Source organism: Phenylobacterium sp. (assembly GCF_013822795.1).
GTDB lineage: Bacteria > Pseudomonadota > Alphaproteobacteria > Caulobacterales > Caulobacteraceae > Phenylobacterium.
The window spans coordinates 93,185-109,221 of the sequence record NZ_PNLB01000004.1 but is presented as its reverse complement, the minus strand read 5'-3'; the positions used below and the strand labels follow the sequence as shown (position 1 = coordinate 109,221).

Sequence of the window (16,037 nt, the reverse complement as noted above, 5' to 3'; positions counted from 1 at the left end):
GCGCCGCGCCGACGGCCGGACTGATTTCACGCGGCTTCCTGATCTGGGTGGCGTTGGCTCCAGGCCCAGGCGGCGCCAATGTTTACAGCGAACATTCGATCGGCATCGCGCCTTTAACGGGGCCGCCGCGCGCAGCGGCGCCGCTGCGCGCAAATTCGGCAAACCCCCTCCTGGCGCAGGCCGCGTCCTGCGCGCCTTGCACTGCCGCGCTCACAAAGTTGCGCCGCCCTGTTTTCGTCTCCGTTCCGACGCGCAAAGCTGCTAGGAGGCGATTAGGGAAAAGGGAGCGAAACTCACCCGATGGCCATGCCCGGTATCGCGGTTCGGGGACAACGCAGTCTGCTGCGGCAGATTCGCGAAGCACTCGCCTCCGGCGGGCCGGCCCAGTCGCGTCTGGACGTCGTCGTGCGGATCATCGCCCGCTCGATGGTCGCCGAGGTCTGCTCGCTCTACATGCGCCGCGCCAGCGGCGACATGGAGCTGTTCGCCACCGAGGGCCTGGACCCTGGCGCCGTGCACGTCACCCGCATGAAGCCCGGCGAGGGCCTGGTCGGCGAGATCATGCGCCTGGGCCGACCGCTCAACCTGTCTGACGCGCCCAACCATCCGGCCTTCTCCTACCGCCCCGAAACCGGCGAAGACCCGTTCCACGCCTTCATGGGCGTGCCGCTGCTGCGCGGCGGCCGCGCGATCGGCGTGCTGGTCGTCCAGAACCGCACCGAGCGGGTCTATACCGACGACGAGGTCGAGGACCTGCAGATCGTCGCCATGGTGCTGGCCGAAATGGTCGCCGGCAGCGAGCTGGAGGGCGAACTCAAAGGCGTCGAGATCGCGCCGCACCGGCCCGAGCGGCTGATCGGCTCGAAATTCGCCGACGGCCTGGCCCTGGGCGTGGCGGTGCTGCACGAACCCCCGGTCGCTCCCTCACAGTTGCTGGCCGAGGACGTGGTGGCTGAGGAGGCCCGTCTGAAGACCGCGATCGTCGGTCTGCAGGCCCAGATCGACGACATGCTCACCGGCGAGCACGGCCTGGTCGACGCCTCCTACGAGGTGCTCGAGACCTACAAGATGTTCGCCCATGACCGCGGCTGGAACCGCAGCCTGGAGGACGCGGTCCGCAACGGCCTCACCGCCGAGGCCGCGGTCGAGCGGGTGCGCTCCGAGCACCGCGCCCGCCTGGGCCAGGCCCGCGATCCGTATCTGCGCGAGCGACTGCACGACTTCGAAGATCTGGCCGACCGGCTGCTGCGCCACCTGTCGGGCGACGGCCACACCGCGCGCGAGCTGCCCGAGAACGCCATCCTGATCGCCCGGAACCTCGGTCCCGCCGACCTGCTCGAATACGACCGCACCAAGCTGGCCGGACTGCTGCTGGAAGAAGGCTCCTCGGCCAGCCACGCGGCGATCGTCGCCCGCGCGCTGGACATTCCCTGCGTCGGCCGCCTGCCAGGCCTGCGCGACAAGGTTTCGGAAGGCGACCCGGTCATCGTCGACGCCGAGACCGGCGAGGCCTACCTGCGCCCGCGTGTCGATGTCGTGAAGGCGCTGCAGGCCCGCCTCGAAGTTCGCCTGCAGCGGCGCGCCGAGTTCGCCAAGCTGCGCGACACCCCGGCCTTCACCCGCGACGGGGCCAAGGTCACCTTGCTGATGAACGCGGGGCTGGACGTCGACCTCGACATCCTCGGCGAAACCGGGGCCGAGGGCATCGGCCTCTTCCGCACCGAGTTCCAGTTCATGGTCGCCGAGGAGATGCCGCGCTTCAACGCGCAGACCGCGCTCTACGGCCGGGTGATGGACGCCGCCGGCGATCGGCCTGTCACCTTCCGCACCCTCGACCTCGGCGGCGACAAGGTGCTGCCCTATCTTGAGGCCGAGCGCGAGGAGAACCCCGCCCTCGGTTGGCGCGCGATCCGCATGGGGCTGGACCGCCCCGCCCTTCTGCGCCTGCAGTTGCGCGCCCTGATCGCGGCGGCTCGCGGCCGCGCGCTGCGCATCATGTTCCCGCTGGTGGCCAGCGTCGACGAGTTCCGCGCCGCCCGCGCCCTGGTCGATCATGAGGTCGCCTGGGCCCAGCGCCGCGGCCGCCCCGCCCCCTCGCGCCTCGACGTCGGGGCGATGATCGAAGCGCCGGCCGTGGTCTGGCACCTTGATGCTTTGCTTCCGATGACTGATTTCGTCAGCGTCGGCACCAATGACCTAATGCAATACCTGTTCGCCGCCGACCGCGGGAACCCGCGGGTGTCGGACCGCTACGACTTCCTCTCGCCGCCGGCGCTGCGGGCGCTGGAGGTGATCCAGAAGGCCTGCGAAGAAACCGGCACGCCCGTCTCAGTGTGCGGCGAGATGGCCGGCCGCCCGCTGGAGGCGTTCGCCCTTGTGGCGCTTGGGTTTGACCGCCTGTCGATGCCGCCGGCCGGCATCGGTCCGGTCAAGCAGATGGTGCTGTCCTGCGACCGTGAGGCCGCCCGTCGCGGCGTCACCGCCCTGCTGCGGACCTCCGCCGGATCGGTCCGGAACGAGATCGAAACTCTCGCCCGAAAATTGTATTTGGCGATCTAGGCAGCGCGCTCAGGGGGACGCTGCGTCGCACCCCCACGCCCCATTAGCGCATTGAATTTCAATGCCTAGGGTGGTACTTACAACCTAATATTAAGATCTATACTGTAACTCTGGCAGGGCGCGACTTCGCCTTTAGATCGTAAACGCTAGCAAGAGGCGCCAAAGTAGCCATGCCGCTCGATACTGGCGGGGTTACCAGTCTGGATTTGCGTAACGGCGGTGATCGCGAGACCAACCGCGCCGGCGGCCTGACGCCGTCCCTCGAAGTTGGACCCGATATTGGCGCCGCGCTGAAGGCCGCCCGGGAACTTCGCGGCCTCAACCTCCAGGAACTGGCCGACTCCACGCGAATTCGCCGCAGCTACCTGGCGGCGATTGAAGAAATGCGGCTGGACGAGCTGCCATCGCGCCCGTTCACCATCGGCTACATCCGAGCCTACGCCGCGGCCCTGGGCCTCGACGGCGACGCCGCGGTCGAGCGCTTCCGCCGGGACGAGCCGATCCACGACACCGCCCTGCGCGCGCCGATCGGCGTCGTCGAATCCAAGGATCCGCGCCTGACCCTGGTCGTCGGCGGCGGCATGCTGGTGATCGCCGCGATCGTGCTCTGGAACGTCGCCCAACGCGCGATGACCGCCGAGGCCCCGCCCCCGCACACCGCCCCGGCCGCCGCCATCGCCAAGGCCAAGCTCGGTGCGCCCGCCGGCCCGGTCGCGCTCGGCGCGCCGCTGCCGGCGCCGGTCGAATCCACCACCCCGACGCCCTACGAAACGCCCGGCCTGGCCGAAGCCACCGCCGCGGGCGGGTCGTCCGACGCCGTCGTCGCCGCCAAGAAGGCCGCAGCCGCCGCGCCCAAGGCCGAGCCCGCCGCGCCGACCGAACCCCTGCCCGCGACCTTCGTGGCCCGCGGAACGGTCTACGGCGCCGAACCTGCCGCCTCGCTGGTCACCCTCCAGGCCCGCAAAGGTGCCTCGCTGATCGTTCGCGGGGCCGGCGGAGCGGCCCACTTCGCCCGCCAACTGTCGGCAGGCCAGGCTTACCGCGTCCCGAACCTCAAGGGCCTGACCCTCGAGGTCACCGACCCGGCCGCCTTCCAGGTGTTCGTCGGCGGCCAGAGCAAGGGCCTGATGCCGGCCCCCACGATCGCCGCCGAGAAGCTTGCGGGCTAGCCTCGCGGCGCCGTCTCGGCGAAGTTGCCCTCCGATTCAGTACGGAGGTTCAGTCATGGTCGCAGGTGTCACGAACAGCGAGGCCCATCCCGGCAACGCCACGCAGATGGCCTCGCCTTCCTATCGGCTGGCCGCGCTCGACGAGGACTTCCTGCTCGGCGACTCCATGCGCGGAGTCCGCTTTCTGCTGGAGTACGCCAAGGCCGAAGAGGCGCTGCGCGCGTGGGGCGTGCGCTCGACCATCGTCGTGTTCGGCAGCGCCCGCATCTCTGAGGACGGCCCTGGCCGCCATGGCGCCTGGTACGCGGCGGCGCGCGAGTTCGGCAAGATCGCGTCGCAGCGCGGCGGGGCCCTGCTGAGCAACGGCGGCCCCCGCGACAATGTCATCGCCACTGGCGGCGGGCCCGGCGTGATGGAGGCGGCCAATCGCGGCGCTGTCGACGCCGGCGCCCCTTCGGTCGGGTTCAACATCACCCTGCCCTTCGAGCAGGAGCCGAACGCCTATTCGACGCCAGACCTGACCTTCCGCTTTCACTACTTCGCCATGCGCAAGATGCACCTGGCCATGCGCGCCAATGCGCTGGTGGTGTTCCCGGGTGGGTTCGGCACTCTGGACGAGCTGTTCGAGATCCTCACCCTGCGCCAGACTGACAAGGCGCCCAAGATCCCCGTCGTCCTGTTCGACGAAGCCTACTGGCGCTCGGTGATCAACTTCGACGCCATGATCGCCGAGGGCATGATCAAGGCCTCCGACCTCGACCTCTTCACCTTCGCCGAAAACGCCGAACAGGTTTGGACCCAGCTGGTCGCCGGCGGGGTCAAGCACGGCGAGGACATCACCTGACGCCATGCGGGGCCCGCCGCTGCACTGCGGCGCGGCGCGGCCTCGCGTTTTGTCCTGGAAGCCCTTATTTTCGAGGCCATGACCGTGCAAGATCACACCCACGTCCGTCCCTGGCGCGCCATCGACCGCCGGGTCTCGCGCAAGATTCGCGTCGGCAAGGTCGAGGTGGGCGGCGACGCCCCGATCACGGTCCAGTCGATGACCAACACGCTCACGGCCGACGCCGCGGCGACGATCGATCAGATCCGCCAACTGGAAGAAGCCGGCGCCGACATCGTCCGGGTCTCCTGCCCCGATGTCGACTCCACCGAGGCGTTCAAGACCATCGCCCGCGAGGCCAAGGTCCCGCTCGTGGCCGACATCCACTTCCACTACAAGCGGGGCATCGAGGCGGCCAAGGCTGGCGCGGCCTGCCTGCGGATCAATCCCGGCAACATCGGCTCGCCCGACCGCGTGCGCGAAGTCATCCAGGCGGCCCGCGACCATGGCTGCTCGATGCGGATCGGCGTCAACGCGGGCAGCCTCGAACCCCACCTGCTGGAGAAGTACGGCGAGCCCTGTCCCGCCGCCATGGTCGAGAGCGCTCTCGATCACGCGCGCATCCTGCAGGACAACGACTTCCACGAGTTCAAGATCAGCGTGAAGGCGTCCGACCCCTTCATGACCGTCGCCGCCTATCAGCAGCTGGCCGAGGCCATCGACTGCCCGCTGCACGTCGGCATCACCGAAGCCGGCGCCCTGCGCACCGGCACCGTGAAGTCCGCGATCGGCATGGGCGCGCTGCTCTGGGCCGGCATCGGCGACACCATCCGCGTCAGCCTGGCGGCCGACCCGGTCGAAGAGATCAAGGTCGGGTTCGACATCCTGAAGTCGCTGGGCCTTCGGCACCGCGGCGTGAACATCATCGCCTGCCCGTCCTGCGCGCGGCAGGGCTTCAACGTCATCGCGACCGTCGAGGCCCTGGAGCAACGCCTGGCCCACATCGCGACCCCGATGAGCCTCTCGATCATCGGCTGCGTGGTCAACGGCCCGGGTGAGGCGCTGATGACCGACGTCGGCTTCACCGGCGGCGGCAAGGGCGCGGGCATGGTCTATCTGGCCGGAAAGCCGGATCACAAGATGGACAACGCGCGGATGGTCGACCACATCGTCGAGCTGGTCGAGGCCAAGGCCGCCGAGCTCGCCAAGGCCGAGCAGGCCGCGCTGCAGGCGGCGGAATAGATCACACGTTATGCGAACTGCGTCGGGCCGCTATTCGCGCCCGGCGAAATGCCCTAGACCTTATAATGAGTGCTCTGGGGTATTGATTTGACTACGTTCTCTCCGGTTCCAGCGGACACCCGCCGCGCCGTCGTTCGCATCGTCGCCACCGAGATGACCAAGATCGCTGGCGCCATGGCCAAGGTCCATGACGGCGACGTCATCGAGTACTTCGTGTTCACCGCGATCTGGGTGCTCAACTCCAGTCACCTGATCGGCGACCCGCGCTACGTTCAGCTGAAGTCCATTCCACCTGACGCCCTGCGCAAGCCGGCGAGCCTTGACGAGCTGCGCCACGCGCTGCCGATGCCCGACGACATTCTGCAGACCTATGTGAAGCGCCTGCTGGACAAGGGCCTGGCGGAAGAGGTGTCAGGCAGGCTGGTCGTGCCGACCGCGGTCTTCACGCAGCCCGAGATGCTCCAGGGCACGAGCGAACTTTACGAAAGCGTCGTCCAAATGGTCACCTCGCTACGCTCGGCCGGTTTCTCCTTCGGCGACTGACCAGGACAGTTGACCAGGGCGGCGGCGGTTCGCATAGGTCGTTCGGCGAACGCAAATCGAAGGGGGGCGAACATGGACGCAGCAGCCGACAACAGGCGCGCCGTGCTCCGCACCGGAACTTTCGAGATCCTCGCCGCCCTTCGCTCCTTCGCCAAGCTGCACGGCGGCGACGTCTTCGCGCTGCTGGTGTTCACCACCATCTGGAGCGCCAACGGCGAGAACCTGCTCGGCGACGAACGATATGCCGGCCTGCACCGCATCGGCCCCGACAAGGGCAGCCTGCCGATGACCGACGCCGCCCTGCGCAAGGCCATCGGCGCGCCAGGCGAAATCGTCGACCGCTACGTCGAGGCGTTTATTTCGCTCGGCGTCATCGAGCGCGTCCCAGGCGGCCTGATCGCCCCGGCCGCGGTCTTCACCTCGCCCGAAATGATGGACGCCGCGGTAGAGTTCTACGAGCGCATCCAAGGGCTTGGCCGGGCGCTGCACGCCGTGGGGTTCGAGCTCATCGAGCCGGAGCTTCCGCCGCTCAGCGCGTGAACGCCGGTCCCCGAACGGCATTTCAAATTGAACATTGTCAAAGATGACGCCCGCGTCACCTCTTGCACTCGCGCCTTAGCCTTGATTAGGTGCCTCGCCTAAACCCCAGGGAGGGACATCATGTCCGCTGACGGCAACTGGAAGATCACCATCAATTCGCCGATGGGCGCTCAAGAGGTCGAGGCCTCGATCACCACGAGCGGCGACACCTTCACCGGCCAAACCAAGGGCCGCATGGGTGAGCAGGCCATCGAAGGTAAGGTTTCGGGCGACACCCTGACCTGGTCGACCGCCATCACCCAACCGATGCCGATGACCCTCGAGTTCTCGGCCACCGTGGCCGGCGACTCCATGAGCGGCAACGTGAAGCTGGGCGCCTTCGGCTCGGCTCCGCTCACGGGCGTGCGCGTCTAAGACGTTTTTCCGCTCCGGCGGACGGATGGGCCCTCTCCTCGCGGAGAGGGCCTTTTTCGTTGGAGGCGCGGCGCGGGGGCGTTAGAGAAAGCGCCCCTTTAGTTCAGCAGCGACTGGAACTCCGTGCGTCTCCCCCAGGCCAGATTGGATCAGGTCCTCGACCGCTTCCGCGAGATCGAGGCGCGCATGGGCGCGGCCGCCGACGGCGCCGAGATCGTGCGGCTGTCCAAGGAGCACGCCGAGCTGAAGCCTGTCGCCGACGCCGTCCTGGCCGTGGCGCGGGCGCGCGAGGAACTGCCCGAGCTTGAAGAGATGGCCAAGGCCGGCGACCCCGACATGGCCGCCCTGGCGCAGGACGAACTGGCCGAGCTGAATGAGCGCCTGCCCGGGCTGGAGCATGAGGTCGCCCTGCTGCTCGCCCCCAAGGACAAGGACGAGAACGCCTCGGCCATTCTGGAAGTGCGCGCCGGCACCGGCGGCGACGAGGCCGCGCTGTTCGCGGGCGACCTCTTCCGCATGTACCAGCGCTACGCCCAGACCCAGGGCTGGCGCGTCGAGATCGACAGCGTCTCGGAAGGCGAAGTCGGCGGTTACAAGGAAATCATCGCCTCGATCACCGGCGACGGCGTGTTCGGCCGCCTGAAGTTCGAAAGCGGCGTGCACCGCGTCCAGCGCGTGCCCGAAACCGAGGCCGGCGGCCGCATCCACACCTCGGCCGCCACCGTTGCGGTGCTGCCCGAGGTCGAGGACGTCGAGATCGAGATCCGCGACGCCGACCTGCGTATCGACACCTATCGCTCGTCGGGCGCCGGCGGCCAGCACGTCAACAAGACCGACTCGGCGGTACGCATCACCCACCTGCCGACCGGCATCGTGGTGACCTCCTCCGAGAAATCGCAGCACCAGAACCGCGCCCGCGCCATGAAGGTGCTGCAGGCTCGGCTCTACGACCAGCAGCGCGAAGCCCTCGACACCGCCCGCGCCGACGCCCGCAAGAGCCAGGTGGGCTCGGGCGACCGTTCCGAGCGCATCCGCACCTACAACTTCCCGCAGGGGCGGGTGACCGATCACCGCATCAACCTGACGCTCTACAACCTGGCCAAGGTGATGGAGGGCGAGGCGCTGGACGACGTCATCAAGCCGCTAATCGCCGAGGACCAGGCCGCCCGGCTGGCCGCGCTGGAAGACGAGTTCAACTAAGCGCTCGGCCTAGCGCCGCAGCGCCCGTCGGACTTTCTCGGCCTGACGCAGGCTGTCGCTGACCGCCCGCTCCTTGATCTTCGAAATGTCCAGGTGAAAGGCCAGGCCGACGCTGTCGGCCATGGCCGCGCCGCGTTCGCCCATCGGCTTGTCCGGTCCGCTCGTGGTGTCGAGCGCCGTCTGGTGCTCGATCTCGGCGTTGATCTCGGCCCCCAGCAGCACGACCATGACCGAAAACCAGATCCAGGTCATGAACGCCACCACCGCGCCCAGCGAGCCATAAGTCACGTCGTAATGGGCGATGTTGTTGAGATACCAGGAAAAGCCCAGCGACCCCACCAGCCAGAACCCTGCCGCCAGGGCCGCCCCGACGCTCACCCACCGCCAGCGTGCCCGCGCCCTGCAGGGGGCGTAGCGATAGATTACGCCGAACGCCCCGGCCGCGATGCCCAGCAGGATCAGCCAGCGCAGCGGGATCCAGATCAGGGCCAGCTCCTCCAGTCCCAGGCGTTCGAAGGCGAACGGCGCGGCCACCAGCACCGCGCTCATCACCACCAGGAACAGCAACGCCCCAAAGGTGAACAGGTAGGTCAGCAGCGTGCGGTTGAAGAAGTTACGCTTCTCCTTCTCGTCATAGGCGACGTTCAGACCATCGAAGAGCGCCTTCATCCCGGCGTTGGCCGACCACACCGACAGCAGCAGGCTGACCAGGAACGCCACCGACAGCGTCGCCGACGGGCGGCTGGCCAGCAGGATCATCTGCTGGCCGACGATGTCGATGACCTCGGCCGGAAACACCGTGGCCAGGCTGTCGAGTTGCTGCTGGACGGCGCTCACATCGGCGATCAACCCATAGAGCGAGACGAACACCCCCATCGCCGGGAACAGCGCCAGCAGCGTGTAGAACGTCACCCCGCCGGCCACCGAGGGCAGACGGTCGCGACCGATCTCCTGATAGGTGCGCCAGGCGATGTCCTTCCAGCCCTTCGGCGGGATGGCGTGCGGCCCGTGGGCGATGCGCCCGCGCCGCGGCTCGGCGGCCTCGAAGGCCGCGGGGGTGGCGATGGCGTCGACGCTGAGCCCGCCGCCGACATGCTGGCGGCTGCGCCGCCAGAGCTCGGTCATGGCGATGAATCCGACCCACGGCGCGGCCCGCCAGAAGATCCCGACGGCGCGGTCCCACGCCGATCGCTCCTTCTGATCCGTCATCCGCACCCTTTCTCCGCCGCGCCAGACAGGCTGGAACACCCTGATCTTGCCAGTGTTCCCCTGGCCAGACAGCTACCGGCGCGGGCGCGACTGTGCGAAGACAACCCATCAGCCGAACGCTCGGGAAGACGAGGGGCACATGACCGGCCACATCGCTGCGCTTTACCGCCACCCCGTCAAGGGCTTCACCCCCGAGCGCCTCGACCATGCGGAACTGACCGCCGGCGGCCCGTTCCCCTGCGACCGGCTCTACGCGATCGAGAACGGCCCGTCAGGCTTCGACCCGGCCGCGCCGGCCTATATCCCCAAGCAGAAGTTCACGGTGCTGATGGCCATCGCCGAGGTGGCCAAGGCCCGCACGCGCTACGACGAGGCGAGCGGCGTTCTGTCGGCCACCGCGGACGGCCAGCCGGACTTCAGCGGCTCGCTGCAGCAGGCCGACGGCCGCATCGCCTTCGCCGGCTGGCTGACCGCTCTGCTTGGTGAGGAAGTCCGCGGTGAGCTCAAGGTGCTCGATGCGCCCGGCTACCGGTTCATGGACCACCCGTTGGGCCACGTCTCGATCATCAACATGGCCAGCGTCCGCGACCTCGAGGCCAAGATCGGCCGCCCCGTGGACCCGCTGCGCTTCCGCGGCAACCTCTATGTCGAGGGCTGGCCCGCCTGGGTCGAGAACGAGTGGGAGGGCCGCGAGCTGATGATCGGCTTCGCCCGCGCCAAGGTGTTCAAGCCCATCGTCCGTTGCGCCGCCACCCACGTGAACCCGGACACCGCCGAGCGCGACATGGATGTGGTCAAGGCGCTGTTCGACAACTATGGGCACATGAACCTGGGCATCTATGTCCACGTTACCGATTCTGGGCGGATCACGGTCGGCGACGCCGCCACCATGCCGTCCCTGGAGCCCACTGCATGACGATCACCCTCCTGCAAGCCTGGCAGTCGGCCAAGTCTCGGCTGGAAGCCGTCGGCCTGGTGGGCCCGGTGATCGACGCACGGCTGCTGGTCGAGGCCGCGGCCGACGCCACCCGGGCCGACATCGTCACCGACCCGCACCGCGCCCTGACGCCTGAGCAGGCGGAACGCCTGGAGGACTACGTCTCGCGCCGCGAGCGCCGCGAGCCGGTCAGCCACATCCTCGGCCGCAAGGGCTTCTGGAAGGTCATGCTGGCAGTCAACGCCGACGTCCTGACCCCGCGGCCGGAGACTGAGGTCATCGTCGACTACGTGCTCAAGCAGTTTCCCGAGCAGATGGCCTTCGACATCCTCGACCTGGGCGTCGGCTCGGGCGCGATCATCCTGTCGATCCTGGCCGAGCGCCCCGCCGCCAAGGGCCTGGCCACCGACATTTCCGATGACGCCCTGGCCGTGGCCCGCGAGAACGCCTCCAACCTCGGCCTGGCGGGCCGCGTCGCCTTCGCCCGCGGTGATTGGACCGCCGGCCTGCAGGACGCCAGCTTCGACGTCATCGTCTCTAACCCGCCCTACATCGCCAGCGAGATCATCGAGACGCTGGAGCCGGAGGTGCGCCATTTCGACCCGCGCCTGGCCCTGGACGGCGGCGTTGACGGGCTGGACGCCTATCGCCGCCTGGCGCCGGAGATCATGCGCGTGCTGAAGCCCGGCGGGCTCTTCGCGGTCGAGATCGGCTACGACCAAAAGGACCAGGTCGAGGCCCTGTTCAATGAAGCAGGCGGTAGTGAAGTCTGGACGATCAAGGATTTGTCCACGAACGACCGCGTCGTTGTGGGCGTGAAAAACCCCTTGGAAACCCGCAAGTGAATCGCTAAGTCTTTATCTCGTCTCCACCCAATTCGCCGGTGCTAGAGGTTCAGGACGTCCTGGGATCACAGGGCGGACACCCGCTCCGGCAGGCGCGCAGGCTTAGCGTGTCTCGCGCCTCAAGGTCAGGGCGGACGACGGAGAACACTTACGTCTTCAACACGGACTTACGGGCGAACGGCCCGATCAAGGCGAGAGGATAGACCGCGCGCACACCGGCGAAGACCGAGGCGGCGGCGGACACAGCGAATGAGAGATTTCAAGGGTATGAAGCGCCAGCGCGGCCGCAATCGCGGTGGCGGCGGCGGCAAGCCGCAGCAGCAGAACGCGAACCGGGCCTTCGACTCCAACGGCCCGGACGGCGTGAAGGTGCGCGGCAACGCCCAGCACGTTTTCGAGAAGTACCAGCAACTCGCCCGAGACGCGTCGTCGTCCGGCGACCGCGTGCTGGCCGAAAATTACCTGCAGCACGCCGAGCACTACTTCCGCACCGTGCGCGCCATGCAGCCGACCAAGCCCGCCGCCGAGATTCTCGGCCGCGACACCTATTCCGGCGGCCTCGACATCGACTTCGAGGACGAGAGCGGCGCCCAGGCCGCGGCGGAAGCCGAGGCGGCGGCCGCTGCTGAGACGGCTGACGCCCCCGAGGGCGGCGAAGGCGAAGGCCAGCAGCCCCGTGGCGAGCGCTGGCGCGACCGTGACGATCGCCAGGATCGTCAGCGCGACGACCGCAACCGCGACCGCGACGACCGCCAGCGGAACGATCGCTTCGAAGGCCGTAACCGCGACCGCAACGACCGCTATCGCGACCGCGACGACCGTCCGCGCGACGACCGCGCCCGTGATGATCGGCCCCGTGATGATCGGCCGCGTGACGAACGTCCCCGCGACGATCGCCCCCGTGACGATCGTCCCCGTGCCGAGCGCGAAGATCGCCGCGAGCGTGACGACCGGCCGCGCAGTGAGCGTTTCGAAGGCCGCCGTGACCGCGAGGATCGCAGCGAGCGCCCAGACCGCGCCGAGCGGACCGAACGGCAAGACCGTCCCGAGCGCGATCCGCTGGCCGTGGTTGAACCCAAGGCCGCGCCGCTGGTGGCGACCGAACAGCAGGCTTCGCCCGTGCTGCGCGACGAGGACGGCGGTGAAAGCCACGCTCCGGCCTTCCTGAAGGCCCCGCGCGCGCCCCGCGCTCCCAAGGCCGAGGCTCCCGCCGCCGCCGAGGGAGAAGAAAAGCCCAAGGCCCGTCGCCGCCGCGCCCCGCGCAGCTTCGAAGGCGGAGAAGCTTCTTCGAACGAGACCGAAGAGGCCTAAGGCTCAAGCGCCCCGGCGCTGAAACGATAAACCCCTCCCTCGCGGGAGGGGTTTTTCTTTGCCCGGACTAGAATTTGTAGCCGACGCCGAGCCGGAAGCTGCGGCCCGGCAACGGGGCTAGGTCCTTCAGGAACGAAACGTGCTCGCGAGCCTCGGCGTCGTTGAGGTTCCGCCCTTCCAGGAACAGCCGTAACTGGCGGTCGGCGAACGGCGTCGCTGATAGGTAGGCGTTGAGCGTCCGGTAGCTGTCGGTCGGCAGCTCGAACTCGGCCACCCGGTCCTGCTCGCCCACCTGGCGCAACTCCAGCTTGCCGCTCCACCAGCCGCCGTCGAACACCGCCCGGCCGGTGACCGACCACGGCGGAATGCGGGCCGGCGGGCCGAGATCGGTGTCGCCATGGACATAGTCGGCCGCGCCCTGCAGCGAGAAGCTGCGCTCGCCGTCCTGCCACAGGCGGTACGACGCCTCGGCCTCCGCGCCATAGAACGTCGCGTTGGTCTGCAGGTAGTCGAACACGGCGAAGCCGCTCTCGGGATCGAACTGGCCGTTGGCGCGCAGGTCGATGAAGCCGTCGTACTTCACGGCGAAGGCGTGAAGATCCATCTCCCAGGGCCCCTCGCCGTAGTGGACCGTGGCGTCCAGCGAGTACGAGACTTCCGAGTCCAGGTCAGCGTTCCCGACCTCGAAGCCGCGGGTGGCCGCATGGGCCCCGTTGGCGAACAGTTCCGCCTCGGTCGGCGCCCGCGCTGTCCGCGAGGCCGACAGCCCCAGGAACCAACCCTCCGCGGGGCGCAGGAAGCCGCCGATGCTGGCCGAGACATTGGTGAAGTCCCGCGACAGCGTATCGGTCTCAAGCTCCCGACGGTCGAGCCGCAGCCCGCCCTCGACGCCCCAGGTGTCGTTGTCCAGTCGCTGCAGCGTGAAGAGGCCAAGCTCGTGGGTCTCTGTCGAGGGCACGTAGGCTTCGTCGCCGTTGGCGTCCAACGTGCGCGACAGGGCCTGCAGGCCGACCGCGCCTTGCCAGCCGCCGCGCGCCTTCTGCACCAGCTCGGCGCGCGCCTCCCAGCCTTCCGAGAGGAACTGGGTGCCGATGTGGCCGCCTTCCAGTTCGGCGTGCTCGTAGTCGGCGTAGCCGGCCGAGACCTTCAGCTGGTCGAACGGGCCGAGGTCGAGGTTGAGGCCGCCGCGCAGATCGTAGCGCGTCTGCTTCAGGTCGATCTGGACACCGCCCTCTTCGTCCTCATGCTCATGATCGTGGTCGTCATCCCCATGCGCTTCGTGCGAGTGGCCCGGCACGCCATAGGTGGTGTCGGTGCGCTTCACCGCCATGCCCAGAAAGCCCTTGTCGCCGACATAGGACACGCCGCCGCCGTAGGCGTTCAGCTCGACCGCGGTGTTGGCGACGGTCGAAGGCTCCTTGCCCAGGTACTCCTCGCCTTCGGCGGCCATGAACCGCCGCGACTCCGCCGGCGAGGGAATGTCGTAGTCCGAGCTCTCGCGATGCAGGCCGTCCAGGCTGAACACCCAGCCGCCGACGCCGGCCTTGATCGAGGCCGAGACCGACGAACCCTCGTCGACGCTTGTGCCCGAGGCCAGCATGCGGCCGTGCACGCCCTCGACCTTGGTGCTGGAGATGCGCTCGTCGATGATGTTGACGATGCCGCCGATCGCCGAGCCGCCATAGGCCAGGGCCGAGGGGCCGCGCAGCACTTCGATCCGCTCGGCTTCCTGCGGGTCATTGGCCACCTGGTGGTCGGGCGACAGCGCCGAGGCGTCGATCATCCCCACACCGTTGCTCAGCACCAGCACCCGCGGCCCGGCCAGGCCGCGGATCACCGGGCGGCTGGCGCCGGGTCCGAAGAAGGTCGAGCGCACGCCCGGCAGCCCCGACAGCACGTCCCCCAGGCCGGCCGAAGGCGCGGCGTCGAGGTCGTCGCGCTTCATCACCTCCACGCTGGTCGTCACCGAATCCATCGAGACGACATAGGGCGCGGCGGTCACCACCAGCTCGGACACCTCCTTGGGCGCCTCGGCATGGGCCGATCCCGCGGACAGCGCAGCGGCGCCGGCGGCGGCGAGCAGGTAGGTCTTGGTCATTCTAACGCCTCGGGCATACTCACGACGGCGGCCTTGAAACCGGCTCGCCGTGTTACGAAATAACATCGACCGTTATGAGATAACATAACCCACCGTCAAGCGGCTTTGCTTGCGGCGGGCGCGAGAGGCAGGTAGCCAAGGCATATGGGAAGCGAGTGTCATCACGCGGACGGCGCGCATCCGGGCCTCAAGGGGCACGCCCTGACCCATGCGCTCGGCGCGGCCGAGCACCGCTGCGTGGCGACCCAGGAGCGCCTGACGGCGCCGCGTCGGCGTGTGCTGGAGCTGCTGCTCGAGTCGGACGGCCCGCAGAAGGCCTACGACCTGATCGCGGCCTTCGGCGAGCACGGCGAACCGGCCAAGCCGCCGACCGTCTACCGGGCGCTGGAGTTTCTCGAACGCCTGGGCTTCGCGCACCGGATCGAGAGCCTGAACGCCTACGTGCCCTGTCGCATCGACGGCGGCGAGCACCGCGCCGCCTTTCTGATCTGCGACTGCTGCGGCGCGGCCCAGGAGTTCGAGCCCGACTTCACCGCCCAGCTCGCCGCCGCCGAGGCGGCGGGCTACCAGGTCTCCACCATCACCCTGGAAGCCCGCGGCCGCTGCTCCGCCTGCCGCGCCGGCTAGGGCCGCAGGCGCGCCATCGAGATGGCGTCGGCATAGGCCCCGTCTCGCCAGGCGTACGACCGAAGCACGCCTTCGCGCTCGAAGCCGAACCGCTCATAAAGCGCGATGGCGCGGACGTTGTCGGTCCAGACGAACAGCTCCAGCCTCTGAACATTCAGCCACCGATCGGCCTGATCGACGATGGCGGCCATCAACGCCGTGCCTGCGCCACGGCCGGCATAGGCGTCGTGCACCGCCATGCCCAGCGTCGCCGAGTGTCCACGTCGGCCCTCGTTGCGCGCCAAGCCCAAGGTCCCGATCACCTTGCCCTCGATCACCGCCACCAGATGGGTGTCGGGCCGTCCCTCGTACTTGCGGCGGCGCTCGGCGACGCTGGTGAACGGGACCTGCATGGTCCCCCAGACGGCGCGCGGCTGGTTCAGGACCTCGGTCAGGTCGGCGATGTCCTCAGGTTCGGACGCGCGGATCAGAATGTCGCTCATGGCTGCTTCTCTCTGGAATGCGAGACGGAGCCATGAAA

At 68.5% G+C, this 16,037-nt stretch carries 15 protein-coding genes; 12 read left to right on the top strand and 3 right to left on the bottom strand.

Annotated features, from left to right (window positions below; genetic code table 11):
• Positions 1-300: 300 nt before the first annotated feature.
• The 8 genes from ptsP (at position 301) to prfA (ending at position 8,490) form a co-directional block, all read left to right on the top strand.
• Entirely contained in the window at positions 301-2,559 is a 2,259-nt protein-coding gene (gene ptsP, locus C0481_RS04930; protein ID WP_293401250.1) for a phosphoenolpyruvate--protein phosphotransferase, read from the top strand.
• Positions 2,560-2,729: 170 nt separating this feature from the next.
• Positions 2,730-3,728, top strand: coding sequence for a helix-turn-helix transcriptional regulator (locus C0481_RS04925; protein WP_293401248.1), 999 nt, complete (start codon positions 2,730-2,732; stop codon positions 3,726-3,728).
• A gap of 55 nt (positions 3,729-3,783) precedes the next feature.
• Complete coding sequence (locus C0481_RS04920; protein ID WP_293401246.1) at positions 3,784-4,572, top strand: TIGR00730 family Rossman fold protein; 789 nt, start codon at positions 3,784-3,786, stop codon at positions 4,570-4,572.
• Positions 4,573-4,650: 78 nt separating this feature from the next.
• Positions 4,651-5,793, top strand: coding sequence for a flavodoxin-dependent (E)-4-hydroxy-3-methylbut-2-enyl-diphosphate synthase (ispG, locus tag C0481_RS04915; RefSeq protein WP_293401244.1), 1,143 nt, complete (start codon positions 4,651-4,653; stop codon positions 5,791-5,793).
• An 87-nt stretch (positions 5,794-5,880) separates the two neighbouring features.
• On the top strand, positions 5,881-6,336 hold the full coding sequence (locus C0481_RS04910; protein ID WP_293401242.1) for a hypothetical protein: 456 nt from the start codon (positions 5,881-5,883) through the stop codon (positions 6,334-6,336).
• A 72-nt stretch (positions 6,337-6,408) separates the two neighbouring features.
• Entirely contained in the window at positions 6,409-6,876 is a 468-nt protein-coding gene (locus tag C0481_RS04905) for a hypothetical protein (RefSeq protein ID WP_293401240.1), read from the top strand.
• 120 nt (positions 6,877-6,996) lie between these two features.
• Positions 6,997-7,290 (top strand): hypothetical protein, encoded by a 294-nt coding sequence (locus C0481_RS04900; RefSeq protein ID WP_056021923.1) that lies wholly within the window; start codon positions 6,997-6,999, stop codon positions 7,288-7,290.
• 123 nt (positions 7,291-7,413) lie between these two features.
• Positions 7,414-8,490: a peptide chain release factor 1 gene (prfA, locus tag C0481_RS04895; RefSeq protein ID WP_293401235.1), complete on the top strand. Its 1,077-nt coding sequence runs from the start codon at positions 7,414-7,416 to the stop codon at positions 8,488-8,490.
• Between the two features lie 9 nt (positions 8,491-8,499).
• Here the strand turns inward: prfA and C0481_RS04890 are convergent, their stop codons facing one another.
• The gene (locus C0481_RS04890) at positions 8,500-9,699 is read right to left on the bottom strand and encodes a YihY/virulence factor BrkB family protein (protein ID WP_293401233.1); all 1,200 of its coding nucleotides are present in this window, start codon (positions 9,697-9,699) and stop codon (positions 8,500-8,502) included.
• A gap of 139 nt (positions 9,700-9,838) precedes the next feature.
• Here C0481_RS04890 and C0481_RS04885 point away from each other — a divergent pair, with 139 nt between their 5' ends.
• From C0481_RS04885 to C0481_RS04875, 3 genes are all read left to right on the top strand, one after another.
• Positions 9,839-10,615, top strand: a complete 777-nt coding sequence (locus C0481_RS04885; RefSeq protein WP_293401231.1) for an MOSC N-terminal beta barrel domain-containing protein — start codon at positions 9,839-9,841, stop codon at positions 10,613-10,615.
• Entirely contained in the window at positions 10,612-11,481 is an 870-nt protein-coding gene (gene prmC / locus C0481_RS04880) for a peptide chain release factor N(5)-glutamine methyltransferase (protein ID WP_293401229.1), read from the top strand. Before C0481_RS04885 ends, prmC begins: the two co-directional genes overlap by 4 nt.
• Positions 11,482-11,730: 249 nt before the next feature.
• Positions 11,731-12,792: a DUF4167 domain-containing protein gene (locus C0481_RS04875; protein WP_293401227.1), complete on the top strand. Its 1,062-nt coding sequence runs from the start codon at positions 11,731-11,733 to the stop codon at positions 12,790-12,792.
• Between the two features lie 67 nt (positions 12,793-12,859).
• On the opposite strand, the gene C0481_RS04870 is transcribed toward C0481_RS04875, so the two are convergent.
• On the bottom strand, positions 12,860-14,890 hold the full coding sequence (locus tag C0481_RS04870) for a TonB-dependent receptor (protein ID WP_293401225.1): 2,031 nt from the start codon (positions 14,888-14,890) through the stop codon (positions 12,860-12,862).
• Between the two features lie 144 nt (positions 14,891-15,034).
• Between C0481_RS04870 and C0481_RS04865 the strand changes: the two genes are divergently transcribed.
• Positions 15,035-15,517 (top strand): Fur family transcriptional regulator, encoded by a 483-nt coding sequence (locus C0481_RS04865; protein WP_293401223.1) that lies wholly within the window; start codon positions 15,035-15,037, stop codon positions 15,515-15,517.
• Here C0481_RS04865 and C0481_RS04860 read toward each other — a convergent pair.
• Entirely contained in the window at positions 15,514-15,999 is a 486-nt protein-coding gene (locus C0481_RS04860; RefSeq protein WP_293401221.1) for a GNAT family N-acetyltransferase, read from the bottom strand. The two genes, C0481_RS04865 and C0481_RS04860, sit on opposite strands and share 4 nt — an antisense overlap.
• Positions 16,000-16,037: the final 38 nt, after the last annotated feature.